This window comes from Pseudomonas sp. MG-9 (genome assembly GCF_018729515.1).
GTDB lineage: Bacteria > Pseudomonadota > Gammaproteobacteria > Pseudomonadales > Pseudomonadaceae > Aquipseudomonas > Aquipseudomonas serboccidentalis.
The window spans coordinates 41,874-65,636 of the sequence record NZ_JAHHZH010000011.1 but is presented as its reverse complement, the minus strand read 5'-3'; the positions used below and the strand labels follow the sequence as shown (position 1 = coordinate 65,636).

At 62.2% G+C, this 23,763-nt stretch carries 22 protein-coding genes; 14 read left to right on the top strand and 8 right to left on the bottom strand.

The window, feature by feature from the left end:
* Window positions 1-66 precede the first annotated feature (66 nt).
* The 8 genes from KKQ10_RS25145 to KKQ10_RS25110 all read right to left on the bottom strand — a co-directional run bounded on the left by KKQ10_RS25145 (window position 67) and on the right by KKQ10_RS25110 (window position 7,703).
* The gene (locus KKQ10_RS25145; RefSeq protein ID WP_215502611.1) at window positions 67-651 is read right to left on the bottom strand and encodes a hypothetical protein; all 585 of its coding nucleotides are present in this window, start codon (window positions 649-651) and stop codon (window positions 67-69) included.
* Window positions 652-736: 85 nt separating this feature from the next.
* Window positions 737-919 (bottom strand): hypothetical protein, encoded by a 183-nt coding sequence (locus tag KKQ10_RS25140; protein WP_215502610.1) that lies wholly within the window; start codon window positions 917-919, stop codon window positions 737-739.
* A gap of 11 nt (window positions 920-930) precedes the next feature.
* A complete protein-coding gene (locus tag KKQ10_RS25135; RefSeq protein WP_215502609.1) occupies window positions 931-1,173 on the bottom strand; it encodes a hypothetical protein in 243 nt (80 codons plus the stop codon).
* 163 nt (window positions 1,174-1,336) lie between these two features.
* On the bottom strand, window positions 1,337-2,404 hold the full coding sequence (locus KKQ10_RS25130) for a lipocalin-like domain-containing protein (RefSeq protein ID WP_215502608.1): 1,068 nt from the start codon (window positions 2,402-2,404) through the stop codon (window positions 1,337-1,339).
* Complete coding sequence (locus KKQ10_RS25125; protein WP_215502607.1) at window positions 2,394-4,865, bottom strand: ABC transporter permease; 2,472 nt, start codon at window positions 4,863-4,865, stop codon at window positions 2,394-2,396. Before KKQ10_RS25125 ends, KKQ10_RS25130 begins: the two co-directional genes overlap by 11 nt.
* A complete protein-coding gene (locus KKQ10_RS25120) occupies window positions 4,862-5,515 on the bottom strand; it encodes an ABC transporter ATP-binding protein (protein WP_215502606.1) in 654 nt (217 codons plus the stop codon). Before KKQ10_RS25120 ends, KKQ10_RS25125 begins: the two co-directional genes overlap by 4 nt.
* 168 nt (window positions 5,516-5,683) lie before the next feature.
* Complete coding sequence (locus KKQ10_RS25115) at window positions 5,684-7,381, bottom strand: sulfatase-like hydrolase/transferase (protein ID WP_215502605.1); 1,698 nt, start codon at window positions 7,379-7,381, stop codon at window positions 5,684-5,686.
* Window positions 7,382-7,454: 73 nt separating this feature from the next.
* Window positions 7,455-7,703, bottom strand: coding sequence for a hypothetical protein (locus tag KKQ10_RS25110; RefSeq protein WP_127651798.1), 249 nt, complete (start codon window positions 7,701-7,703; stop codon window positions 7,455-7,457).
* 69 nt (window positions 7,704-7,772) lie between these two features.
* Between KKQ10_RS25110 and KKQ10_RS25105 the strand changes: the two genes are divergently transcribed.
* The 14 genes from KKQ10_RS25105 to KKQ10_RS25040 all read left to right on the top strand — a co-directional run bounded on the left by KKQ10_RS25105 (window position 7,773) and on the right by KKQ10_RS25040 (window position 23,763).
* Window positions 7,773-9,125 carry a UDP-glucose dehydrogenase family protein gene (locus tag KKQ10_RS25105; RefSeq protein WP_127651799.1) on the top strand — a complete coding sequence of 451 codons (1,353 nt, stop codon included), beginning with the start codon at window positions 7,773-7,775 and terminating at the stop codon, window positions 9,123-9,125.
* The gene (locus tag KKQ10_RS25100) at window positions 9,122-10,159 is read left to right on the top strand and encodes an NAD-dependent epimerase (protein ID WP_215502604.1); all 1,038 of its coding nucleotides are present in this window, start codon (window positions 9,122-9,124) and stop codon (window positions 10,157-10,159) included. The genes KKQ10_RS25105 and KKQ10_RS25100 overlap by 4 nt, the downstream gene beginning before the upstream one ends.
* An 18-nt stretch (window positions 10,160-10,177) precedes the next feature.
* On the top strand, window positions 10,178-10,924 hold the full coding sequence (locus tag KKQ10_RS25095; protein WP_215502603.1) for a sugar transferase: 747 nt from the start codon (window positions 10,178-10,180) through the stop codon (window positions 10,922-10,924).
* Entirely contained in the window at window positions 10,924-11,571 is a 648-nt protein-coding gene (locus KKQ10_RS25090) for a CpsD/CapB family tyrosine-protein kinase (RefSeq protein WP_127651802.1), read from the top strand. The genes KKQ10_RS25095 and KKQ10_RS25090 overlap by 1 nt, the downstream gene beginning before the upstream one ends.
* A gap of 21 nt (window positions 11,572-11,592) precedes the next feature.
* Window positions 11,593-12,618 (top strand): polysaccharide biosynthesis/export family protein, encoded by a 1,026-nt coding sequence (locus KKQ10_RS25085; RefSeq protein WP_127651803.1) that lies wholly within the window; start codon window positions 11,593-11,595, stop codon window positions 12,616-12,618.
* Window positions 12,619-12,635: 17 nt separating this feature from the next.
* The gene (locus tag KKQ10_RS25080) at window positions 12,636-14,228 is read left to right on the top strand and encodes a GumC family protein (protein WP_215502602.1); all 1,593 of its coding nucleotides are present in this window, start codon (window positions 12,636-12,638) and stop codon (window positions 14,226-14,228) included.
* Window positions 14,225-15,316 carry a glycosyltransferase family 4 protein gene (locus KKQ10_RS25075; protein WP_215502601.1) on the top strand — a complete coding sequence of 364 codons (1,092 nt, stop codon included), beginning with the start codon at window positions 14,225-14,227 and terminating at the stop codon, window positions 15,314-15,316. The genes KKQ10_RS25080 and KKQ10_RS25075 overlap by 4 nt, the downstream gene beginning before the upstream one ends.
* Window positions 15,313-16,680, top strand: a complete 1,368-nt coding sequence (locus KKQ10_RS25070) for an O-antigen ligase family protein (protein WP_127651806.1) — start codon at window positions 15,313-15,315, stop codon at window positions 16,678-16,680. The genes KKQ10_RS25075 and KKQ10_RS25070 overlap by 4 nt, the downstream gene beginning before the upstream one ends.
* A complete protein-coding gene (locus KKQ10_RS25065; protein WP_215502600.1) occupies window positions 16,677-17,645 on the top strand; it encodes a glycosyltransferase in 969 nt (322 codons plus the stop codon). Before KKQ10_RS25070 ends, KKQ10_RS25065 begins: the two co-directional genes overlap by 4 nt.
* Window positions 17,638-18,774: a glycosyltransferase gene (locus KKQ10_RS25060; protein ID WP_127651808.1), complete on the top strand. Its 1,137-nt coding sequence runs from the start codon at window positions 17,638-17,640 to the stop codon at window positions 18,772-18,774. The genes KKQ10_RS25065 and KKQ10_RS25060 overlap by 8 nt, the downstream gene beginning before the upstream one ends.
* 13 nt (window positions 18,775-18,787) lie before the next feature.
* On the top strand, window positions 18,788-19,789 hold the full coding sequence (locus tag KKQ10_RS25055; RefSeq protein WP_215502599.1) for a polysaccharide deacetylase family protein: 1,002 nt from the start codon (window positions 18,788-18,790) through the stop codon (window positions 19,787-19,789).
* A complete protein-coding gene (locus tag KKQ10_RS25050) occupies window positions 19,786-21,090 on the top strand; it encodes a lipopolysaccharide biosynthesis protein (RefSeq protein ID WP_127651810.1) in 1,305 nt (434 codons plus the stop codon). The genes KKQ10_RS25055 and KKQ10_RS25050 overlap by 4 nt, the downstream gene beginning before the upstream one ends.
* Window positions 21,087-23,006, top strand: a complete 1,920-nt coding sequence (locus tag KKQ10_RS25045; protein WP_215502598.1) for a hypothetical protein — start codon at window positions 21,087-21,089, stop codon at window positions 23,004-23,006. Before KKQ10_RS25050 ends, KKQ10_RS25045 begins: the two co-directional genes overlap by 4 nt.
* A gap of 67 nt (window positions 23,007-23,073) precedes the next feature.
* Entirely contained in the window at window positions 23,074-23,763 is a 690-nt protein-coding gene (locus KKQ10_RS25040) for a GNAT family N-acetyltransferase (protein WP_215502597.1), read from the top strand.

Below are 23,763 nucleotides of genomic sequence, written 5' to 3'. Positions count from 1 at the left end.
CTCATTTCAGATGATTGTTCTCATACAACATTCTGTACAAGAACAACCCTCTTGTAGAGTTAATACTCAGCTTTCATGCTGACTGGTCACTTTTAATATATCGGTGTAAGTGACGATAACGCTCTGCCCTTCTTTCAAATCCTTCAGTTTGGCTTGAATTTCAGGCTTCTTCACGTCGAGGATTTTCGATTGGCCCTGGGGGTTTTGCAGGGTCACCTGATTATTCTTCAAATCAATTTTGGTGATTTTCAGTTGCACCTGAATCTGCCGGTACGCTTCGCCACCCGGGTTTTCATTGCCCGGCGCCTTGCGCAGCTCGCCGCTGCGCTCGACGGTGCCAGGCAGACCTTTATCCACATCGGTATCGAGGTAAGCCGCGACGGAACGCTGAACTTCAAGTTTTACCAGATCGCCGACCTTGAGGTTGGCGAGGTTTTTCGCCTTGTCGCTCAACTGAACATGCACCTGGCGACCTTCGGCGCCTTCGAGCACGACCTGATGGTTGGCCGCATCCACGGCCAGTACTTTGGTGGTGACCTTATCGGCCTCAATGGTGGCGGACAGCGGGATTTCCGCCGCCAATGCGCCGAAGCTGGTGGCGGACAATACGGTTGCAAGAGTGATGGCCTTGGCCAGAGTGTGGAGCTTCATAAACGGTACTTTCCCTGTAATGAATGGCAGCAACCGGCGCCCACGCGTGGTCGGCACCGAATGTGCCACTGAGCATAGACGCTGTTCAGGGCTTGGCTTTTGTTTGTGGCGCGGCGGTCTCCTGCGCGGTGGATTCGCCACTGGCGGTGCCCTTGCCGCTGTCCTTGCGCTGCTTGGGGTCGGTCGGGCGCAGGGCGTCATTGTCGCGTTCGGTTTCTCCCGGTGGACGGGGCTCATCAGGATGTTCGTTGGCGGATACGGGTTTCATGGCGCGGTTCCTCAGGCTTCGGGGTCGTCCAGTTCACGGGCGACGTTCACGGCGGGCGAGTCCTTGTGCAGGTCATCGGCCTTGGCGCGCAGGATCTGCCACTGCTCAAGATCGATCGCACCTCGGCCGAGCAAGTCGTCGGCGATGCGTTGCAGGTCGAAGTAGTGAGCGTCGGGGGATTGCTGCCAGTAGGTCTGGTCGTCGAACAGGCGCTGCCAGGTGGTGAGGTCCGGGGGTTGCAGGTCGTCGCTCATGGCCAATCCTCCGCTGGTATTTACTGTGTAGAGGCGGCGAGACGAAACGGAGTTCAACTCAATGTAGGCGCTGCCGCAGGCTGCGATCTTTTGACTTTGATTTGTAAAAAACAGGATCAAAAGATCGCAGCCTGCGGCAACTCCTACAGTTGCAGTGCACCGGTCAGTAACCGGTCATTTCCAGATAACCGCGCCCACCATGGCTGCCGCTGATCCGCACCGGCCCTTCCCAGTAGGGAATGCGCAGGTTCATCCAGGCGTTGGGGTTCAACGCCGACAGGCTGATGTCGAGGTGCTTGTCGGGAATACTGATGGTCCAGCGCACCGGTATTGCGCGGCCGGCGACTTTGGCGGTGTCTTGCGGGACGAGTTTGATTTGTTCGCTACGCAGGGTTTGAACCTGGCCGTCGGCGGCGATCCAGGTACCGGTGAGGTATGGCGCGCCGTCCTTCTGGCGCATGCGGTAGAGCATGATGTGTTCACCGCTGTCCAGGTGCAGGGAGAACCAGTCCCACCCGGTTTGACTGGCCGTCAGCGGTTGGCTGCTCCATTCGCGATCGAGCCAGGCCGGGCCGCTGACGGTGTAGGTCTGGCCGTCGATCTGCAGGGTACCGCTGGCCTGAAAAAACGGCTGGCTATAGTAATACGATGCCTGGCCCTGTTCGGATTTCTGGCTGAAGCCTTGATCCCCCTGCAACACCAGCGGGCGGCTGGACGTGAGGTGAAGTTGATAGGCGAATGATTGATCGCGAGCACTGAGTTGCATGTCGCTCAACGGCTCCTGCGCTTGACCGGCAAAACGCCAATCATCGATCCACGCTTCGAACGGCGCCAGCCGTACACCCGCTTGCCCGACACCGCCACGGGCATAACGCTCGGCGGCGTGATGGACCGAACCGGACGTCACTGCCGCATGCCCCAGCCAGATCGTCTGGTTGCTCCACCCGCTCTGCTCCGGAACCGGTTTCAATGCGCTGCGAAACAGCGTCCATTGCACACCGAAATCATTGCCCTGCTGATCTTTGAGATTGGCGGTGACGTACCACCACTCGATACGAAAACCCTCATGAGCACCGTGATCGGCCGGGAAGCTGAACACCCGCCCCGGCACCACGGGAGTGAATTGGGCTGCCTGGTCGCCGAGCCCGGCAAAACCCTTTTGCGCAGGCTCCGGTTGATCACAGCCGACCAGCAGCAATGCCAGGCACAGCGCGACCCGGTTAATCCTCATGGGCAAACGTCCTCAGCAGGTCCGCCGGTTGCGTGCGGTACAACGAATACAGCGGCCAGGCTGACGCGAGCAACGTCGCCAGCAGCGCCAGCCCCATCAATTGCAGCAATTGCAGCGGAAAGATCCGCAACGGCAAACGCCAGCCGAACGCCTGCACATTGATCACTGCATCCAGACACCACGCCAGCGCGATCCCCAGCGGCAGCGCCAACACCAGCGTCAGCACCGCCAGCAGCCAGGTCTGGCCGAGGTTGAGCAGCATCAACTGGCGGCGCGTCACGCCCAAGGCCCACAACGGCGCGAGTTGCCCGAGGCGGCTCTGGCTCTGGGTCAGCAGGCTGATGAACAGCGCCACACCGGCCACCGCCAGCGTCAGGCTGTTGAGCGCCGCGGTGGCGGCGAAGGTGCGTTCGAACACTTGCACCGACCAACCCTTGAGCCGCGCCTGATCGACGATGCGGCTGTCATCGATCTGGAAGCGCGTTTGCAGCGCCGTCAACAACGGCGGGATGTCTGGCGGTGCGATGCGCAGGTTGAACCGGTTCGGCGTCAGTGCCGGCCACAGACGCAGCAGGTGGTTGCTGTTGACAAGCACGTGCCCCTTGGGATTGCCGTAGTCGGCGTAGATCCCGACGATCCGCGGCGACCACGATCCGCCCGGGGTCGGCAGGCTCAGATGATCCCCCGCACGCACCTTCAGGCGCCGCGCCAATTGCTCGCTGAGCATCACCGCATCGTCGTTCGCCAGATGCGCCCAAGGGTCCCCGGCAATCGCGTCGAGCAACGGCCAATGCTGCCGATAATGGGGATGATCGATCACCCCGAACACCTCCGCCGGCCAGCCTTGCAGGGTCACCGCCACTTGCCAGTTGGGCAGCACGGCGCTGACCTTCGGCTGCTGTTTGAGCCAGGTGTAGAGTTCGCGGGACTGCGCCGGATTGACCGGGTTGATGTACAGCTCGGCGCTCAGGCGTTGTTCGAGCCAGTCGTTGAAGGTCTGGCGAAAACCGGCGGTCATGCTGCCGGCGCCGATGTTCGCCGCCAGCGCCAGCAGCAACGCCATCAGCGCCAGACTCAGCGCCGGCAGTTGCTGGCGACAGTCAGCGAGAAACCACTGGCCGAGCACCGAGCGACTGCGCCCGAGCAGTTGATTGAGCACCGCGCTCAACAGCACCGGTAGCGCCAGCGCGGCGCCGAGCAGCAGCCCGGCCATCAATGCAAAACCGCTGCCGAGGCTGTCGCCCCAGACCCACGCCAGCAGCGCCATCGCGCCCAATAGCGCCGCCAGCCAACCCTGGCGCCGCAGCCAGCGCGCATGCTGCTGATGCCAGGCCTGCGGGTCCGCCACCGCCAACAACGGCAAGCGTGCCGCGCGCAACAGACTGTTGGCGCCGGCCAGCAACGCGCCGAACAGGCTCAAGCCGATGCCGCTGAACCACCACCACGGACTCAGGCGCAACTGCCCCGCCACTTCCGCACCGTACAAACCACGCAGGCTGGCGGCGACGTCCGGCAACAACACACTCGCCAGCCAGTAACCGCTGATGACCCCGAACACGCCGCCGACCAGGGCCAGCACACCCAGTTCGACGATCAGGCTGCCGATCAGCATCCGCGCACTCACCCCGCAGGCACGCAGGGTGCGCAGCAATCCGCGCCGTTGCTCCAGCGCCAGGCCAATGGCCGCGTGAACGATGAACAGCCCGACCACGAACGAGAGAAATCCCAAGGCATCGAGATTCAAGTGAAAGCTCTCGGTCAGGCGCACCAGATTGTTTTCCTCGGCGCTGCTTTTAAGTTGCAGCAGCCCTTTGAGCGCGGGCGGCAGCTCGGCATGAAACTCCTTCGGCAGTAGCAGCCGCGACAGTTGCCCGGGTTGTTCTAGCAGGGTTTGCGCAACGCCGATGTCCACCAGCAACACGCCCGGGGCCATGTCCTTTTGCGCGCGCAGCGGCGGCAGGGTCTGGCCGTTGACGGTTTGCGGCGTGGCGCCCTCGCTGAGGTTCAAGGCCTGCAACGTCTCAGGCGAAATCCACGTACTGCCCGGCGGCGAGAAAAACTCGACGATGCGCTCGATCGGCATCGCCTGCCCGGCCACCGCAGAGTCCGCCGGCAGCGACACCGGCTCAATGCCCATCAGTTGCAGACGCTGGTTGTCGTGATCCTTGAGGACCAATCGCCCCTGCAGCAGCGGCGAGACCGGCCAGCCTTCGCGACGCAGATCGACAAACCATTGCTGCGTAAATGTCGCGCCATTGGGGGCGCCAAGGCTGGCCTGCGGTTCGCCGCCGATCATCTGGCTGGCCCGGGCGTAACTGTCGCGGGCCTGACTGTTCAGCGCCTCGACCCCGGTCAGCAGACTGGTCGCCAGCCACAACCCGGTCAGCACACTGAAGAACTGCACCGGATGCCGTCGCCAATGGCTGAGCAGCGCGCGCAGGGTCTGCCAGAAAACGTTCACGTCAGACGGCCGCTGGACAACACCACCCGCTGCGCCAGCCGCGCCGCAACGCGCGGGCTGTGTGTGACCATCAGCAGCGTGGTCGGCGTGTCGTCGAGCAACTCCAGCAACAGGCGCAACACTTCATCGCTGGTGGCTTCGTCGAGGCTGCCGGTCGGCTCGTCCGCCAACAGCAATTTCGGTCGCGACGCCAAGGCCCGAGCCAACGCAACCCGCTGCTGCTGGCCGCCGGAAAGTTGTTCGGGATAACGCTTGAGCAACTCGCCCAGCCCCAGTCGCTGCACCAGATGTGCCTGCCAGCGCGGGTCATGACGCCCGGCCAGGCGCGCCTGAAACGCCAGATTGTCCTCGACCCGCAGGCTGCCGATCAGGTTGAACTGCTGGAACACCAGACCGATTTCGGTACGGCGCCAGTCGGCCAGTTGCGCTTCGCTCATGCTCTCGAGCCGATGCTCGCCACTGCGGATGCTGCCGCGATCGACCTTGTCGAGGCCGGCGATCAGGTGCAGCAAGGTGCTTTTGCCACTGCCGGATTCGCCCATCAGCGCCAGACTGCTGCCGGGTTCGAGCGTCAGGTCGACGCCTTGCAGCACCGCTATCGGGCCTTGGGGGGTGAGGTAACTTTTGAAAACGCCTTGAACCTGAAGCATGCCGCCATCCGCTGGGTCAGTGTGGGGCAAGGATAGCGGATAGCGGGCTGATCAAATCAGTGGTGTTCGCACTGCTCTCTTCGCGAGCGAGCTCGCTCCCACAGGGGATCGCATTTCAAGGTGGGAGCGCGCTTGCTCGCGAAGCGGCTGGCACGACCACCCCAGCACTCACTGCCCGGCTGCCACACTGGTCGCCGCCTCCCCCGGCGTGACGATGGTATTCAGATCAATGTACTTCCACTCAGGCTTGGCCCCCAATCGCGCGTTGAAGCGGTAGTTGAAGGTGAAGTCATCGGCCGTCGGCTGGGTCAGCGACTTGCCATACAACGCTTCGACGCCCGCCAGGTCGTAACCCATCAACTGCAGCAGGGTCGGAAAGATGTTGTAGTGGCTGGAACGGTCCTTGTTCGTCAGCAACGATTGCGCCCAGTCCGGGCCGTGCAACTGATCGCCCTGAATCACCACCAGCGGCACCAGCCCTTCTTCCTCCACCGGATCGCCACCGCAGTGCGTATTGAGCCCGGGGTTGCCGCGTTCATGCAGGTCCTGACCGTGATCGGAGGTGTAGATCAGCAGCGCATTGTTCAGCCTGGCCTGGGCAAACACCCGCGCGAAGAACTCGCCGACGTTCCACAGCACCGTGTTCTTGTAGGCGTTGCGGTACAACACCCAATCGTCCGGCTGGCCGTTGAAACCGTCGCGCTTGCCGGTGTCGGCCACCTCGGTGAACTGCCCGCGCGGCAGCGTCGGGCGGTAGGCCATGAAGGCGTCGGGGTATTTGTCGTGCACTGGAAAATGCGCGCCGACCTTGTTGATCACCACCAACTCGGGCTGATCGTCGTTGAGCAGTTCGATCAGCTTCGCGGCGGCGGCCATGTCGCGGTCACGCACGCTGGTCTGGTCGAACTGGACGAACGCGTCGATGTCCTTTTTTTCGGTGTCGGTCATCAGGTTCTGCAAATTGCCACCCGTGCGCTGGGCGTCGATGTACACCGTGCGCAACCCGGCCTTTTTCGCGTACTGCCAGATCGACGGCAGCGTGCTGTTGATCCGTATGTAATCGGCGCGTGTGCCGCCGTAGCGCAGGGTGACGTTGGTGTCGGCGCTGCAGTTGGCGATGGACGCGGCGTAGCCGTAATTAAAGATGTCGACACCCGGATGCGCCTGCTTGAGGTTGCTGTGCACCCCGAATGGCGCGTTGATGTCCAGGTAATTGCCGGAGATGCTTTCGTCGATGATCAGCACGATGTCGTGATTGACCGCGGGTGCACTGCGCGCCAGCGTCACCGGTTCACGCGGGCCGACTGTGTTGTGCAGCGCTTCATAGGCGAACAGGTTCAGATAGGCCAGCGGCGTGTACATGATCGGCAAGCCGCGCGCGCCCTCGCCCGCCCGCAGGAACAACACCGCACTCAACAGCAATACGCCACATACCGGCGCCGCCACGCGCAACACGTTGGGCACCACCAGCGCGTGACGCGGCTTGAGCCCGATGCCGAACAGCAACAGCAGGCCACTGAGCGCGCCATGAATGATCGCGTCGCGGTACTGGTAGGCAGCCTCCTGGATGAAGCCGCCGGAGTACACCAGCGAGACAAAGCTGCTGTAGCTCAGGTAATCGGCGGTGACCCGGGTGTAAACATCAAAAAATACCGCCGAGACAAATAGCGTTATCGCGAATAAGTGTCGAACCCATGCCTGACGAATATAAGCCGTTAGATATAATGCTAAAGTGAGCGCCAAAAACATCGCGCCAAAAAGAAGTACAGCAAAACCGACACCGATAGCATTTAACCGATCAATGTAATATTCGGAATAAAGCAGCAGATAAATAATTAAAAGCAGTTCTTTCAGATATCGAAACATGGCAATTCCGGTCATTCAAAACGGCATTGGGTCAATAGTTTGTCGGTCAAAATCTGACACTAGCACCCGGCTATCAAAGCGCAAGAAAAGCCTGACTTTTCCCTGAAGCGTCAAAAAAACGTTGACTCATTCCTGACACACTCCAGCCGCTACAAGTCTTTAATTTCACGGCTTTCGACCGTTTATCGTTTTCTTCGGGATTTGAAAAAAGCGTCAAGAACGCGACAAATCCAGCAATAGCAAGCACTTGATGGCCAATAGCCTGAAAAATGCCCGGTGTTATACACATGCAACATGTCATTTTGCTGACACGCTTTTCCATGCCTGCGCTATACCCCTTTTGACAGTTCAATTTTTATTATCTTCCACCGTCTTACGAGGCACGCCAACTATGGACGTGAGCGTATTTGGTACGGGCTATGTTGGCCTTATACAAGCCGCCGCACTTGCCGATGTCGGACATCGGGTTTTATGTGTGGATATTGACCCGAACAAGATTAAACAACTGCAACAGGGCGTTCCGCCTATTAGCGAACCGGGTTTATCTGCAGCGCTGGAAGAAAACATCAAGGCCGGCCGTTTACTGTTCAGCACCCAGGCCAGCGACGCGGTGGAGCATGCCGAGCTGATTTTCATCGCCGTGGGCACCCCCGCCGATGAGGACGGTTCCGCCGACCTGACTCACGTGCTCAACGTCGCCCGGCAAATCGCCTCGCACATGGAGGCTGATCGCACCCTGATCATCAAGTCCACGGTACCGGTCGGTACGGCGGACCAGGTCGCCGCCAAGGCCAACGAAGAACTGCTGCGCCGTGACCGTAGCAGCCTCAAGGTGCGGGTGGTGTCCAATCCGGAATTTCTCAAGGAAGGCAGCGCCCTCGCCGATTGCATGCGCCCGGACCGGATCATCGTCGGCACCCGCGACGACGCGGCCCGCGAGCAGATGAGCGAGCTGTACGCGCCGTTCTGCCGCAATCACGAAAAACTGATGTTCATGGACAACCGCAGCGCCGAGCTGACCAAGTACGCCGCCAACGCGATGCTCGCCACGCGCATCAGCTTCATGAACGAACTGGCCAACCTCACCGAACTGCTGGGCGCCGACATCGAAGCCGTGCGCAAAGGCATCGGCTCCGACCCACGCATCGGCTACCACTTCATCTACCCCGGTTGCGGCTTCGGCGGTTCATGCTTCCCCAAGGATCTGCGCGCCCTGCTGCACACCGCCGAACACAACGGCATGCCGCTGAAGCTGCTGCGCAGTGTCACCGACGTCAACGACAGCCAGCGGCACATCCTGTTCAGCAAACTCAAGGCGCAGTTTCCGCAAGGCCTGGCCGGCAAGTCGATCGCGATCTGGGGCCTGGCGTTCAAACCCAATACTGATGACATGCGCGAAGCCCCCAGCCGCTATCTGATGGACGCGCTGTGGGCCGAAGGCGCCAGCGTGCAGGCCTACGATCCGGAAGCCATGTCCGAGTGCCGGCGCCTGTATGGTTATCGCAGCGACCTGCACCTGTGCGCCACCCGCGACGACACCCTGGAAGATGCCGATGCACTGGTGATCTGCACCGAGTGGAAGAATTTTCGCGTGGTGGATTTCGAGCTGCTGGCGAGCAAGCTGCGCTCGAAGGTGATTGTCGACGGTCGCAACCTCTACAACCCGGAACACGTAGCCGCCGCCGGCCTGCATTACAGCGGCATCGGTCTGCGCCACATCGCTCCGGAAGGACTGCGCCCATGAAAATCCTGGTCACCGGCGCAGCCGGCTTCATTGGCGCCCATTGCGTGTTGCGGCTGATGCGCGACGGGCATGCGGTGGTCGGCCTGGACAATTTCAACGGCTATTACGACCCGCAGCTCAAACACGACCGCGTGCAATGGGTGCGTGATCAGGTCGGACATTTTCCGCTGGCGCGGATTGACCTGGCCGATGCCGCCGCGATCGAAGCGCTGTTTGTCCGCGAGCAACCGCAAGTGGTGATCCACCTCGCGGCGCAGGCCGGGGTGCGCTACTCGCTGGAAAATCCACGGGCCTATCTGGACAGCAATCTCAGCGGTTTCCTGAACATTCTCGAAGGCTGCCGGCATCATCCGGTCGAGCATCTGATCTACGCCTCGTCGAGCTCGGTGTACGGCGCCAACCAGCACACCCCGTATTCGGTGCGCGACGGCGTCAATCACCCGTTGTCGCTGTACGCCGCCACCAAAAAAGCCAACGAGCTGATGGCCCACAGTTACAGCCACCTGTTCGGTATTCCCAGCACCGGCCTGCGCTTTTTCACCGTGTACGGCCCCTGGGGTCGGCCCGACATGTCGCCGATCCAGTTCGCCCGCGCGATCACCGAAGGCACGCCGCTGAAACTGTTCAACTACGGCGAGCACCAACGGGACTTCACCTACATCGACGACATCGTCGAAAGCATCGCCCGCCTCGCCGACCATCCGCCGCACAACCACCCGGAGTGGGATCGCGAACATCCCGACGCGGGCAGCAGCATGGCGCCGTGGTGCCTGTTCAATATCGGCGGCCACCACCCGGTGGAGCTGAAAACCTATCTGGCGCTGATGGAAAAACACCTCGGCCAGAAAGCCATTGTCGAGCTCTTGCCCCTGCAACCGGGCGATGTGCTCAACACCTGTGCCGAGACCGATGATCTGGCCCAGGCCACCGGGTTCCAGCCCCGGATCGAGCTGGATGAAGGACTGGGGCGTTTCATCGCCTGGTTTCGCGACTACTACCCCACTGCCTGTCACCCACGCGCCGCTCGCGGCTGAACATCAGCGGAGGACCCCATGACTGGACATGAGCAAGGTGTACCGATCAATCAAATGCGCCGCGACAAGCGCATGGACCCCGAGCACCGAATGCGCCTCGATACCGCCATCCACATGCAGGGCCGTGGCTGGTTGACCGGCCGCGACGGTGGCCGGCCCTGGACGCTGTCGCGCACCAACCGGGTGCTGGCCTGCTTCGGTGCGCTGCTGATCCTGGTGGTGTTTTCGCCGCTGCTGCTGGGGCTGGCGCTGGCCATCAAACTCACCAGTCCGGGACCGGTGATGTTCGTGCAGAAACGCACCGGTTATCGCGGGCGCAAGTTCGGCATGTACAAGTTCCGCACCATGGTGTGCAACGCCGAAGAACTGAAGGAATCGCTGCGCCACCTCAACAAGCACGGGGTCGACGCCATCGATTTCAAGATCGACAAGGACCCACGCATCACCGGGATCGGCGGTTTCCTGCGGCGCACCAGCCTCGACGAACTGCCCAACCTGATCAACGTGGTGACCGGTGACATGCGCCTGGTCGGGCCTCGTCCGACCTCGTTCAATGCCTACCGCTACAAGGACAATCACCTCGCCCGCCTGAGCATCTACCCCGGCATGACCGGCCTGTGGCAGATCTCCGGACGCAGCAACATCGACTTCGACCAGCGCGTTGAGTTGGACCTCAGCTATATCGCCGAGCAAAGCCTTTTGCTTGATCTGAAGATCCTGTTGAAAACCCCCTTCAAAGTATTCAGCGGCCACGGAGCAAGCTAATGGACGGTTCAACCAATAAAAGCCTGAGCATTGCCAACCCCAGCGAATCGAACCTGATCTCGACCGTGCTGGATCTGGATCTGCGGATCCTCTTTCTGACCGCCGCCAACCCCGGCGCCGGCACTACCACCAGTGCCCTGGCGCTGGCCAGCCAACTGGCGCAGATGAGCAGCGGCCAGGTGCTGCTGGTCGATGCCAGCCAGTCGGCGAGCAATCTCACGCAACAACTGAACCTCGGCAAGGAGCGCGGCCTGCGCGACCTGTTGTTCAACCCGGACAACCCGCCGCTGTTGCAGGACTGCGTGGTGCAGGTCTCGAGCCTGCCGTTCCATGTCCTGCCCAACGGCCGGCCGATTCGCACCCTGGAGCACCTGACCGCCGAACGCCTGAGCCCTCTGCTCGATCGGTTGGGCACCCAGTACCGCTTCGTGGTGATCGACGGTGACGCGGTGTATTCCGCGGCCGACACGCTGGTGCTCGCTACTCAGGTCGATGGCGTGGTGTTTGTCGTACGCGCCGAAGACACCCGCTGGGAAGTCGCCCAGGCCGCCGTGCAACGCCTGACCCAGGCCGGGGCGAAAGTGGTCGGCAGCGTGTTCAACCGGCGCAAGTACTACATGCCCAAATGGCTTTACAAAAACCTGTAAGCAAACGCGAAGGATGACGCCATGAACGCCAAGATACTTGTTCTGCTGATGCTGCCGCTTGCAGGCTGCTCCAGCACTTCCGAAACCCAGAACATGCCGGTGAATATTCTCACCGCCACGCCGGCCAACGCCCAGGCGACCGACATGCCCAAGGTCGAACAGACCCTGCGCCCGCAAGACGTGCTGGATGTGATCTTCCACATCAGCACCAGCGGCTCGGACGCCTACCGCGTGCAGTCGGGCGACCAGATCGGCCTGAACTTCACGGCGGCGAGCCAGCTCAACGGCAACCAGCTGGTGCTGCCCGACGGCACCATCAGCCTGCCGGGGGCCAACACCTCGGTGAAAATCGCCGGGCTCACCGGCGATGAAGCACGCGATGAAATCCAGCGGGCCTACCAGCGCAAGCAGCTGTTCCAGCCCAACCGCAATCAGCTGACCGTGCAGATCATCAGCCCGCTGACCAATGAGCAAAACCTCAAAAGCGCCCTCAATCACCCGGCCACCGGCATGAGCCGCGAGATCACCGTGGGCAACGACGGGTATGCAAGCTTCCCGGAAATCGGCGCCGTGCCGCTGCAAGGCATGACCATCAATCAACTGGAAACCTTCCTCAACCAGAAGTACGCACAGTTGCCGGGGCGGATGAGCGTCGATGTGATGCTCAAGTCCACCGCCGGCAACGAGATCTACGTGCTCGGCGAAGTCGGCCAGCCGGGTTCCTACCCGATCCGCCGTCCGGTGTCGGTGCTTGAAGCGCTGACCCTGGCCCGTGGCACCAACGTCAAGGCGCGTCTGGATTCGGTGGTGATCATGCGCCGCAACGGCAACCAGGTGCAGGCCGTGCACTACGACGTGGAAAAAGCCCTGGCGGGCGACGCGTCGCAGATCGCCTACCTGCAACCGGACGACATGCTGTTCGTGCCGAAAACCAAACTGGCGAGTGCCGGCGAACTGGCTCGACAACTGGCGGACGTGGTGCTGTTCCAGGGCGTGGGCTTCAGCTTCGGCTACCGCGTCGACAACAAAGGCAGTAACAACAACTGACTCTCAGGTGAACGATCATGAATCCAAAGGAAAACTACCTGCATGAGTTCTTCAGGATCTTCTTCGCCAACAAGCAATTGGTGAAACGGGTCTTCCTGATCTTTGCAGTCATCGCGTTGCTACTGCCGCTGGTGCTCAAACAGAGCTTCGATATCACCGCGCAGGTGATCGTGCAGTCGAAAAAACTCTCCCAGGGTGACGCCACCACGTCACTGACGGTCGATAACGCCACCTTCATTCCGCCTTCGCTGGCGGACATGGAAACCGAAAGCAATATCCTGCGGTCCCCGGCGCTGATCCGCCAGACCATCAGCGAGCTGCGCGACAAGGGCGAATACGACCCTCCAGTGGGCGTATTCGCCAAACTGGTGAGTGGGCCGTTCAAGCGCTACGTCTCCTCGCCGCTGCGCCAGTACGTGATCAATCCGATGCGCAATATGTTCGGGCTGCAAACCGATCCGGTGCGTGACACCGTACTCGATGGCCTGACTCAAGACGCCATCGACAGCCTGAAGATCGAGACCCTGCCCGGCTCCAACGTGATCTCGATCATCTACAGCTTCCCGGATCCGCATCAGGGCACGACGTTTGTCGCCTCCTTGCTGCAGAACTATCTGGTCAGCCGTCAGGCGCTGCAATCGATCGACCTGCCACAGTCCTTCTACGAAACCAAGAAGCACTTGTATCAGGTGCGTCTCGATGGGCTGGAAGGCAATCGCCAGGCGTTGCTCGAAAGTGTTGCTTCGTCTGATCCGAAGGAGGAAATCACCTTCCGCCTGAACGCGATCAACACCGAGGAGCAAGCCCTGAACCTGTACCAGGATCGCCTGTTGCAGAGCCAGCGCTGGCTCGAATACCTGAAAACCGCGCTGACTGCCGCCAGCAGCAACAAGCTCAACGACTACACCTTCCCCTTCACCTTCACCACCACCGTCGATAACGTGGCGTTCGAGGATCGGGAAATCAAACAGCTGGGCGAACAACTGACCTCCCAGGTCAGCCGCTACATGAATGACCTGGCCGTGTTCCAGCCCGGCAGCGAGCCGATGCTGCTGACCCGCGAGCAAATTGCCCGCACCCGTCAGCAATTTCTCAAAGTGGTGAGCAACCGCATTCAGGAACGCACCACCGACCTGGCGGTGGTGCAACAGGTGATCGAGCAGAAAACCGCGCGCATCGCCGAGTTCAAGAACCGCATCCACACCTTGCAGCAAACCCAAAGCAAGCTGCGGCAGATGGACACGGAAATCGACGCGCTGCACACGGCGTTCTCGACCTACGCGCAACGCTTCGCCGAAAGCAGCACCGCCGGTTCGCTCAACGACGATCTGTCGAACGCCAAAGTCCTCAGCCCGCCGTTCGAACCGACCGAGCCGGCCTTCCCCAAACCGCTGCTGATCATTCCGTTCGGGCTGCTCACCGGTCTGCTGCTGGCGATCGCCCTGGTCTATGTGCGTGAGTTCTTCGATCACCGTTTCAAGCATCCTGCGCAAATCTCCCACGAACTGGGCCTGCCGGTGTTGCTGGTGATCAACGACGAGAACGTGCTGCCAAGCAATCCGCACAAGAACTGGACCGTGCCAAGCTTCGTGCACTGGGTGCGCAATTGAACACGCTGTCCACCCCGAACGCCGCGCTGCCGATCATTCATTTGCTCAGCAGCGGCGGCTTCTATGGGGCCGAGCGCATGTTGCTCGATCACTGTCTGGCGACACCGGGGCAGCACCAGGTGCTGTTTCTCGATGCACCGCCGGCGTTGATCGCGCGCTTTCGCGAGGCCGGGGTGGACTGCCGGGGTTGTGCCGGGCTGGGTGAACTGTTGCGCCACCTGCGTGCCCGGCGCAGCGAACAGCCGCTGATCAACACCCACAACTTCAAAGGGCTGTTGCTCGGCTGGGTCGGGGCGACGCTGTTGCGTTTGCCGCTGGTCATCACCCAGCACGGCTTCACCCCACGCAGCCGCAAGCAGAAGTTCTACACCTGGCTGAGTTTGCAGCTGTGCCGCACGGCGTCGGTGGATCGTGTGGTGTGCGTGGCCGAGAGCATCGCCTTACTGCATCGTCAGGCCAGTGTGCAGGCGGAAAAACTGCAGGTGATTCCCAACGGTCTACCGGCCGCCGCCGCGCTGGTGAGCAACGTGGATCGTCAGCGCTGGCTGGCCGGTTACGTCGGTCGCTTGAGCAGCGAGAAAGGCCCGGACCTGTTTCTCGATGCGCTGATTCCGCTGTGTCACCAGCATCCGCAACTGGATGCCGTGATGCTCGGCGACGGGCCGGAACGCGAAGCACTGCAGGCGCGAATCGACGCCGCCGGACTGTCGCAACGGATTCGCCTGCCCGGTTACCAGACCGCCATGCAACCGTGGTGGCAGCGACTGGATGCTCTGGTGATCAGCTCGCGCACCGAAGGCACGCCGATGATTTTGCTCGAAGCGATGCAGGCCGGTGTGCCGGTGGTGGCGTTCGCCGTCGGTGGTATTCCGGATGTGCTTGAGCATCGACACAACGGTCTGCTGGCGACACCCGTCGACAGCGATGCCCTCGCCCGCCAGCTCGACAACCTGCTGAACGAGCCGAACCTGGCCCGGCAATTGTGCGACAACGCAAAGCGTACGCAACAGGATCGCTACGACCTCAAGGCCTTGGCCGAACGCTGGTCGCAGCTGTACATCCGCACGGCACGGGAGGCACGCGCATGATTTTCCCGCTCTCGATCGTCAGTCTGCTCGGCCTGGTGTGCATTGGTTTGCTCGCCAGCCCTTATCCGTTTCTGGCACCGGGCGCTGTCATTGGCCTGGTGGGTTTCTCGGTGCTGTATCGCAAGCCGGCCTGGGGCCTGCTGGGTATTGCCGCGCTGGTGCCGTTCGAAGGGTTCTTCAAGGACAGCTCTGTGTCCGGAAGCAAACTGATCGGCGCCTCGCTGGCGGTGATCCTGATGCTGCAACTGGCCCTGCACCAGATTCCAGGCGAGCGTCTGCGCAGCAATATCTGGCGGTTTCTGCTGTGGTTTCTGGTCCTGTATTTCCTCAGCCTGCTCAATACCGATGACCTGGGCATGTCGCTGGGGCACCTGCGCGAGCTGAGCGTGGGCCTGATCCTGTTTGTCATCACCCTGCTGATCGGTCGCGAACTGAACCTCGACCTGTTCGCCAGGCTGGTGACCCTGAGTGTCAGCACGACCTGCGCCATGGCGATGTTCTCGGCCAAATTCCAGGATCAGGGGCGCGCTGCGGGGCTGCTCGAAGACCCCAACGCCTTCGCCCTGCTGATCGCCTTCGCCATTCCGTTGGCGCTGTTGTTGGTGATTCGCGGTCCGAACCTGTTGCACCGCTTGTTCTGGGGCGTTTGCTGCGTGCTGCTGCTCGGCGGCATGACCAAGACCGAGTCGCGTTCCGGGCTGGTGGTGGTGGCCTTGAGTCTGTTGATCGGCTGCTGGCACTACCGTGCCCAACTCACCCGGATCCGTCCACGGCACCTGGGGTTTGCCATGCTGGGCGCGGCGATCGTGATTCCGCTGGCAATCTATGCCATGCCCGCCGGATACATCGCGCGCATTCAGTCGCTGAGTATTCTCAGCGCCGGCTCCAAAGCACAGGATGAATCCCTCGGCCGCCGCGCTTCGTACATCGTGGTCGGCGGGCAGATGATCCGCGAAAATCCGCTGCTCGGCTCCGGCCCCGGCACCTTCCCGCTGCACTACGCGACCACCGGTTACGCCAAGGCGTTTTCCGCCAACCGCAAGATCGGCGACCTGTACCGCCGAGCCCACAACACCTATCTGGAAATCTTCAGTGAGCTGGGAATTCCCGCCGGCCTGCTGTTCGTCGGCATGCTCGGCCTGGGCCTGTACAACCTGATTCGCGCACGCGCCGCCTGGATGCTGCGGCGCGACTGGCAGCAGGCGGACCTGATGACCCACCTGGGCGTGAGCTTCCTGTCGCTGACCCTGTTCTTGATGTTCCTCAGTGCACCGAACCAGAAGTACGTGTGGATCATGCTCGCGCTGACCAGCGTCCTGCGCCTCAAAGCCGAACAGGCCCCCCTGACCGAGGCCCGAGCATGAGCCGGATCAGCATCATCATCCCGATGTACAACGAGGCCCGGCACATCGGGCGCACGCTGCTGGCCGCGCAAAAGGCCGCGCATGCCGCCGATGTCGAGTGCGAGTTGATTGTGGTCGACAACGGCTCCAGCGACGACGGCCCGCACATCGCCCGCCAGTTTGGTGCGCAGGTGCTGGTGCTGCCGGGCTTGATGATCGGCGCCCTGCGCAATCGCGGCGCCCTGCTGGCGACCGGTGAATGGATCGCGTTCATCGATGCCGACGTTGAGATGCCTGAAGACTGGCTCAAGCCGTTGTTCGAGCTGCAAGCCAGTGGTCAGGCCGATGTGTTCGGTCTCGATCTGCACACCCCCGCCGCCGCGCCGTGGTACGCCGCCGCCTGGCAACGGCGCACGCTGCGGCCGGCGAGTCAGACGTCGCACACGGTGGACTGGCTGCCCAGTTGCAACCTGCTGATGCGTCGGCACTGGTTCGACAAGGTCGGCGGCTTCAACGAACACCTGCGCACCGGCGAAGACAAGGAGTTCACCCTGCGCCTGCACGAACACGGCGCGCGGCTGCTGTCGGTGAACAGCCGTGTGGCCCTGCATTGGGGCTACGAAATGAACTGGCGCGAGTGGATGGGCAAGGAAATGTGGCGTCAGGGCAGTCATCTGCAACTGCTGCGCACGCATGGTTTGAGCCTGCGCCTGCTGCGCTTTCCGATGCTGTCGATTGGCGTGTGGATCCTGGATTTCCTGACCCTCTCCGCCCTGTTCGACGGCTTTCCGCAGCACGCCGCGATCATGGTGCTGCTGACCCTGCTGCCCGGACTGGTCCTGAGCATTCGCCAGAGTGCGCGCCATCACAACCTCGCGCTGACCCTGCAACTGTGGGTCCTGCACTGGTTGCGTCTGCATCTTGCCGGCGCCGCCTTCATTCTCAGTCTGTGTCATTGGACCGCCAGGAGGCCTGCCCGTGGCTGAATTCATTTTCTGGCTGTGCCTGCTGCTGCCGGCGTACGCCTATCTGGGCTATCCACTGCTGCTGAGCCTGCTGGCGCCACTGTTTCCGGCCTGGCGCCATACCCCGGCACCGCCGCTGAACATCAGCATCGTGATCGCCGCACACAACGAGGCGCGGCACATCGAGCACAAGTTGCGCACGCTGCTGGCGCAGGACTATCAACCGGCCACGTTGCAGATCATTCTCGCCAGCGACGGCTCCACCGACGACACCGTGGCCTGCGCACGCAAGATAGTTGACCCGCGCATCACCGTGCTCGATCTGCCGCGTCAGGGCAAAGCGGCGACACTGAATGCCGGCGTGGCGCTGACCCGCGGCGATATCCTGGTGTTCACCGACGCCGACAACCAATGGTCGCGGGAAACCCTCGGTTACCTGCTGGCGCCACTGAACGATCCCACCGTCGGTGCCTGTGCCGGGCACATGGTGATTCCGGTGACCGGTGGCGGCTTGAGCATCGGCGACAGTCTGTACCGGCATTACGAGGGCTGGCTGCGCCGGGTCGAGAACCGTACCGGTTGCATGGTCTCGGCCGACGGCGCGCTGCTCGCCCTGCGCCGCGAGCTGTTCCAGAACGTGCCGGCGGAGGTCAATGACGATTTCTTTCTCAGTACCTGCGCCCCCGTCGCATTCAAACGCATTGTGTACGTGCCCGAGGCGCAAGTGATCGACCACGGTGTGGACGAGGCGGACAAACAGTTTCGCCGTCGTCAGCGCGTGACCGTCGGTGGCCTGCAAAGCCTCGCCCAGCGCAGTGAGCTGCTCAACCCGCTCAAACATGGCCTGTATTCGCTTGCGCTGATCAGCCACAAGCTGATCCGCCGTCTGGCGCCGATCCTCCTGCTGCCGTTGCTGCTGAGCAGCTTCTGGCTGTGGGACGACCATGGTTTCTATCGACTGGCGCTGATCGCACAACTGTTCGGCTACACCATGGCGATCGCCGGACTGCTCGACTCACAACACCGATTACCCAAACCGTTTCGTCTGGCGGCCTTCCTGCTGGTGACGCTCGCCGGCATGAGCATCGGCCTGTGGCAGTTCCTGCGCGGCCACCGTTACGCCCAGTGGAACCCTGAACAAAACCGCTGAAAGGACCAAAGCCATGGCGATCAAACAATTAATAAAACGCACCAGTGGCTGGCTTTACCTCAACTCCCCCGTGGGACGAAATCAGTTGCAGGGCGCCGGGGTGATCCTGATGTTGCACCGGGTGCTGGGCAACGACCGCGCCGCCGACCTGCCGCACCGCAATGAACTGTGCGTCGGGCCCAAGGCCTTCGAACACCTGCTGGTGTGGCTGCGCCGGCACTTCGATTGCGTGCCGCTGATGGACATCCTCGCGCCGAATTCACTGCGCAGCGAACGCCCGCGGGTGGCGCTGACCTTCGACGACGGCTGGCGCGACAACGCGGTCAACGCCTTCCCCTTGCTCCAAAAATATCAGGTGCCGGCGAGCATCTTTCTCTCCACCGATTTCATCGGCAGCCGCCAGCGCTTCTGGTGGGAAAGCCTTGGCGAAACCCTGTGGGGCAGCCACGGTGAAAAGGCCCGCATGCACTTGATCGAGTGCCTGCACTCCATCGGGCATCCGCTGCCGGTGCTGGTCGATGACATTGACGTCGATCGACGCAGCCTGTCGCTGCTGCATTACCTGCAAAGCCTGAAGACCGTCGAACCGCAGATGCTCGAACGCCTGACCGACGAATGTCCGTCGGAGTCATTGCCGCAAGCGCTGGACTGGCATCAGGTGCGGGCGCTGGAAGCTTCCGGTCTGGTGCGTTTCGGCCCGCACGGCGCCAGCCACGCGATCCTCACCGAACTGGACGACCTGCGCCTGAACGAAGAAATCAGCCGCAGCCGTGAAGCCTTGAACAATGGCTGCAACCGGCCGCTGTCGGTGTACTGCTACCCCAACGGCAACAACGACGAACGCGTGCGCAAGCAAATGGCCGCGCACGACTACCCGTTCGCCCTGGGCACCGGCACCGGTATCTATCGCGGCGAAGGCGATCCGCTGAACCTGCCGCGTTTCGGCGTCAGTCAGCGCACCGCGCGTAATCCGGAGCTGTTGTCGTGGCGCATCTTTCGCGGAGCACGGCCATGAGCCGCAGCCGCTACCTCAAGCACCTGGCGCTGAGCATGGGCACCAAACTGGCGATGATCGCCCTGCGCCTGCTGCGCAATGTGCTGCTGGCGCGAATCCTCGGGCCCAGTGAGCGCGGACTGTTCGCCCTGCTCAGCACCCTGCCGGACTTGATCAGCGCGGCCACCAGCGGCGGGCTGAACTCGGCCGTCGGTTATCAGGCCGCCAAGCAGCGGCCGATGGGCCTGCTGCTGAGTCAGGTGCTGGTGTTCGGTTGTTTGCTCGCCGCTCTGCTGACCCTGCTGGTGGTAGCGCTGGTGCGCGAATTCGGTGGCGAGCTGGATGTGACCATGCAACTGGGGCTGCTGGCCTGGCTGTTGCTGCTGGCGGTGCCGCTGACCGTGCTCAAAAGCGGCCTGCTGACCCTGCACAATGCCTCCGGCGGCGTGGTCGCGTTCAACGCCTTGCGCCTGATCGAATCACTGGCCCCGCTGCTGCTGTTTCTCGCGCTGTTCTGGATGTGGAAAAGCGCGGCTCTGGAAGCGGCGCTGATCAGTTGGCTGGCCGGGATCAGCCTGGTGGTGCTGGCCGGTTGGGTCTGGCTCAGACGCGCACAGCCACTGCAGTTGCAATGGGACCGCGCCAGCCAGAACGAACTGCTGCGCTACAGCGCCCGCAGCCATCCGGATCTGCTGTTCCAACAAGTGATTCTGCGCTCGGATTACCTGTTCATCGGCGCCCTGCTCGGCAGCACCGCGCTGGGTCATTACGCGATGGCCAGCGCCGCCGCCGAACTGCTGCTGATCGTCCCGGAAGCGGTGACCACGCCGCTGATGAAACGCCTGCTGCAACAGGACGAAGGCATGGACAAAGTCACCCCGCTGGCCTTGCGTCTGACCGCCACGGTGATGCTCGGCGCGTGCCTGTGCATGGCGGTGATCGGCAACTGGCTGATCGTCACCCTGTTCGGCGCCGCTTACCAACCGGCGTATCCGGCACTGCTGGCGTTGCTGCCGGGGCTGCTCGGCCTGTGCTATGCGAGCATCCTGCGTCTGGACCTGCTGGGCAAAAACCGCCCCGGCACGGTGTCGCTGCTGATGGGCCTCGGCGCCTTGCTCAATCTGGCGCTGAATCTGGTGCTGATTCCGGCCTACGGCATCGTCGGCGCGGCCGCCGCATCGTCGATTGCCTATCTGGCGGTGACGGTCGCGATGCTGGTGTTGTACTGCCGTTTGAGCGGTGTGCCGTTCTGGCAAACCCTGATCATCCTGCCCAGCGACGTCGCGCCGATGTGGCAGATGTTGCACCGGAAGGCCGTATGAAAAGCCTGGTCCTGCTGCTCGGTCTCGGCCTGTCGCTGAACGCCTTTGCCGCGTCGATGCGCTGGGGCGAGATCCGCGACGGCAGCCTGTATCTGCAAACCGATCGCCCGGACACTGTGACCGTGCGCTGGACGCCGGCCTGGCAAGCCGACGCCAACGAAGAGCACCTGTACCTGCTCGACGGCCAGGGCAAATTGCAAGGCGAACGGTTGATCAAGGCCAGCGAAACCCGTGGCACCCAGAGCTGGCCGTTGCTGCCGGGCGCCGCCAGTTATCGCCTGGAAATCCCCGGCTACAGCTTCCGTAACTACCGAGTGGAACACGATGACCACACCGTGGCGCTGTTCGAGCCGGCCAAAGTGCATTTCAGCGTCCAGACGCAGAATGGCGACGAGCTGTATTTCAAGGTCGCGCCGGGGGAACACGCGGTGCTGGCCGGCAAGTTTCATGGCGGGGTCAGCGCGCTATCGGCGCAACGGGTTGGCGATGACCGGCCACTGACGCTGGCACTCAAACCCTACCGCGCCTATTGGCAGTTCGATCAAGTGGCGTTGCCGGTCAGCGCGCGCGAACAGATCTGGCGCCTGCGTCTGCAAGGCAGCGGCAAAGCGGCGTTCTGGCTCGACGGCACGGCCAATCGGTTTGCGCAGAATCCGCAGCAGCTGCAAACCCTGCGCGAGGACCCCGGCCAGACCCGTTTGACCCTGCACGACAAAATCCTCGGCCGCACACCGGATCTGGGTATCGCCTTGCCCTACGTGCTGCCGCCCGTCGCCAGCCATGCCGCGCTGGATGCGCTGAAACCGACGGCGGCCAGTTACTACACCTTTGTCGATGTCACGGCGAAGAACCCCCATTTCGAAGACGCGTTCCGCGAGGTTTATCAGGATCGCTTCGGCATCAAACAGGACATCACCCTGCTTGCCGGCAGTCAGCGCCAGGCTGATTTGCGCGCCGACGTGCAAAGCAATAATGGCCTCGACGCCTGGCTCGCCGGCACTCGGGCATTGGGCGGTAAAGGCACGCACTACATCGGGTTTGCCGACGAGCCGAACCTCAACTATTCGAGCTTCGAGCAATACCGGGCGATTTTCGCCAACATGGCCCGGCAGGTGCGCAGCGATCCGGCGAACGCCAAAGCCGGGGTGCGCATCGCCATGCCGGCCAGCTCACGACTGGTCAACGGACCGTTCGCCGACAACGCGGCGAACAAGCGCGGCATCGATTGGGCGCGGCGCTTGCTGAGCGAATCCGCCGATCAGGTCGATGCGCTGGCGTGGCACGAATGGATGATCCGCGACCTGCTCGCCACCCGCGTCTACCGCGACAGCGTGCGCCGCGCAGCCGAACTGGTGGGCCTCGACGCCCACGGCCAACCGCGCAAAGCCTTGCTGCTGGATCAGACCAATCTGTCCAGCGGCTCCAGCCTCAGCCCCTACGATCAGGAAACCCACTACGCCTCGCTGTGGTGGGCCTCGGTGGTGATCAACGCTTCGCAGGACGGTTTGCTGAGCATGCTCAACTGGTTTCAGGCCGCCGACGAGCCGCAGTACCCCAAGGGCATGTTGCGGGTGTTGGGCGATGATCGCTTCGAGCTGAAACCGGTGGGGCTGGCCCAGCAGTTCATCGCGCAGCACTGGCTGCATCAGGTGTTGTGGCTGGAGAACGATGCGTTTGAAGTCGATGTGCTGGCAATGGCCGGTAACGGCCGGCGTGGCCTGCTCGGCGTGAACAAGGGCACACGTCTGCAGCGTGTCGAACTGGACGGCGCCAAGTGCCCGCTGAACCAGGGGGCATTGCGTTATTTCGGCGCGGACAACCGCAGCCGCGACGCGCCGTTTGCCTGCCAGGACGGGCGCGTGCGTTTCGAGCTGCCAGGGCAGACCTTGTTTGCTCTCGGTTGGAGCGCCTCATGACTCGTTTATTCATGTTCTACCGCGCTGGTCGCTGGCCGCGCGATGCATGTCACCAGGAGCAAAGACCATGAGCATTGTGCAAAAAATCAGTCAACACATTAAGCAAAAAGGCTTGCGCACCACCCTCGGCAAGGCCTGGAAGCACTACGTGCTTTCCCATCAGGAACTGCTGTGGATGGAACGCGACCTGGTCAGTCCAGTACCGCCGCATAGCCTCAGGCCCTATCCACCCGTGCGGTCGGTGAGGATCACTGCCGACAATGCCAGCGCTTTCGCCCGCTATTTCGGCGACCGCGTCGCAACCATGGCCGAGCTGGCCAATGAAGGCCACACCGGGCTCATGTATCTGGACGATCAGGGCGATGCCATAGGGTTCATTTGGGGCAGCAAGCGCGACTATTTCGACCGGCATTACTACGGGTGCCTGTTCCCGGTGAAACCTGGCGAATTCTTCGAGTTCGGCGGCGAGCTGACGCGTCCCTTCTGGGGCACCGAACTGTCGGTAGACGTGCAACTGGAACTGTGGAAAGCCATGGCTGACCAGGGCTGCGACAAGGTGGTGGACGTCTGCGAGTTCCACAACATCCCGGCGCTCAAACTGCACCTGCGCATGGGTTACACCGAGCAAGGCCGGATCATGAACATCTACACCCTGTTCGGTCGCTGGCGCTTCTACCGCGAAACCCGCTACAGCGGCTCGCGGCTCGACGCGCTACGCAAACCATCCCGTCCATCTGTCCCAGCAACGGCGGCCTGA

Bases quoted from the DNA above. Each gene is read 5' to 3' on its own strand.
- KKQ10_RS25145 (WP_215502611.1), bottom strand. From the start codon at position 651: ATGAAGCTCCACACTCTGGCCAAGGCCATCACTCTTGCAACCGTATTG.
- KKQ10_RS25140 (WP_215502610.1), bottom strand. From the start codon at position 919: ATGAAACCCGTATCCGCCAACGAACATCCTGATGAGCCCCGTCCACCG.
- KKQ10_RS25135 (WP_215502609.1), bottom strand. From the start codon at position 1,173: ATGAGCGACGACCTGCAACCCCCGGACCTCACCACCTGGCAGCGCCTG.
- KKQ10_RS25130 (WP_215502608.1), bottom strand. From the start codon at position 2,404: ATGAGGATTAACCGGGTCGCGCTGTGCCTGGCATTGCTGCTGGTCGGC.
- KKQ10_RS25120 (WP_215502606.1), bottom strand. From the start codon at position 5,515: ATGCTTCAGGTTCAAGGCGTTTTCAAAAGTTACCTCACCCCCCAAGGC.
- KKQ10_RS25115 (WP_215502605.1), bottom strand. From the start codon at position 7,381: ATGTTTCGATATCTGAAAGAACTGCTTTTAATTATTTATCTGCTGCTT.
- KKQ10_RS25110 (WP_127651798.1), bottom strand. From the start codon at position 7,703: ATGGAAAAGCGTGTCAGCAAAATGACATGTTGCATGTGTATAACACCG.
- KKQ10_RS25105 (WP_127651799.1), top strand. From the start codon at position 7,773: ATGGACGTGAGCGTATTTGGTACGGGCTATGTTGGCCTTATACAAGCC.
- KKQ10_RS25100 (WP_215502604.1), top strand. From the start codon at position 9,122: ATGAAAATCCTGGTCACCGGCGCAGCCGGCTTCATTGGCGCCCATTGC.
- KKQ10_RS25095 (WP_215502603.1), top strand. From the start codon at position 10,178: ATGACTGGACATGAGCAAGGTGTACCGATCAATCAAATGCGCCGCGAC.
- KKQ10_RS25090 (WP_127651802.1), top strand. From the start codon at position 10,924: ATGGACGGTTCAACCAATAAAAGCCTGAGCATTGCCAACCCCAGCGAA.
- KKQ10_RS25085 (WP_127651803.1), top strand. From the start codon at position 11,593: ATGAACGCCAAGATACTTGTTCTGCTGATGCTGCCGCTTGCAGGCTGC.
- KKQ10_RS25080 (WP_215502602.1), top strand. From the start codon at position 12,636: ATGAATCCAAAGGAAAACTACCTGCATGAGTTCTTCAGGATCTTCTTC.
- KKQ10_RS25070 (WP_127651806.1), top strand. From the start codon at position 15,313: ATGATTTTCCCGCTCTCGATCGTCAGTCTGCTCGGCCTGGTGTGCATT.
- KKQ10_RS25065 (WP_215502600.1), top strand. From the start codon at position 16,677: ATGAGCCGGATCAGCATCATCATCCCGATGTACAACGAGGCCCGGCAC.
- KKQ10_RS25055 (WP_215502599.1), top strand. From the start codon at position 18,788: ATGGCGATCAAACAATTAATAAAACGCACCAGTGGCTGGCTTTACCTC.
- KKQ10_RS25050 (WP_127651810.1), top strand. From the start codon at position 19,786: ATGAGCCGCAGCCGCTACCTCAAGCACCTGGCGCTGAGCATGGGCACC.
- KKQ10_RS25045 (WP_215502598.1), top strand. From the start codon at position 21,087: ATGAAAAGCCTGGTCCTGCTGCTCGGTCTCGGCCTGTCGCTGAACGCC.
- KKQ10_RS25040 (WP_215502597.1), top strand. From the start codon at position 23,074: ATGAGCATTGTGCAAAAAATCAGTCAACACATTAAGCAAAAAGGCTTG.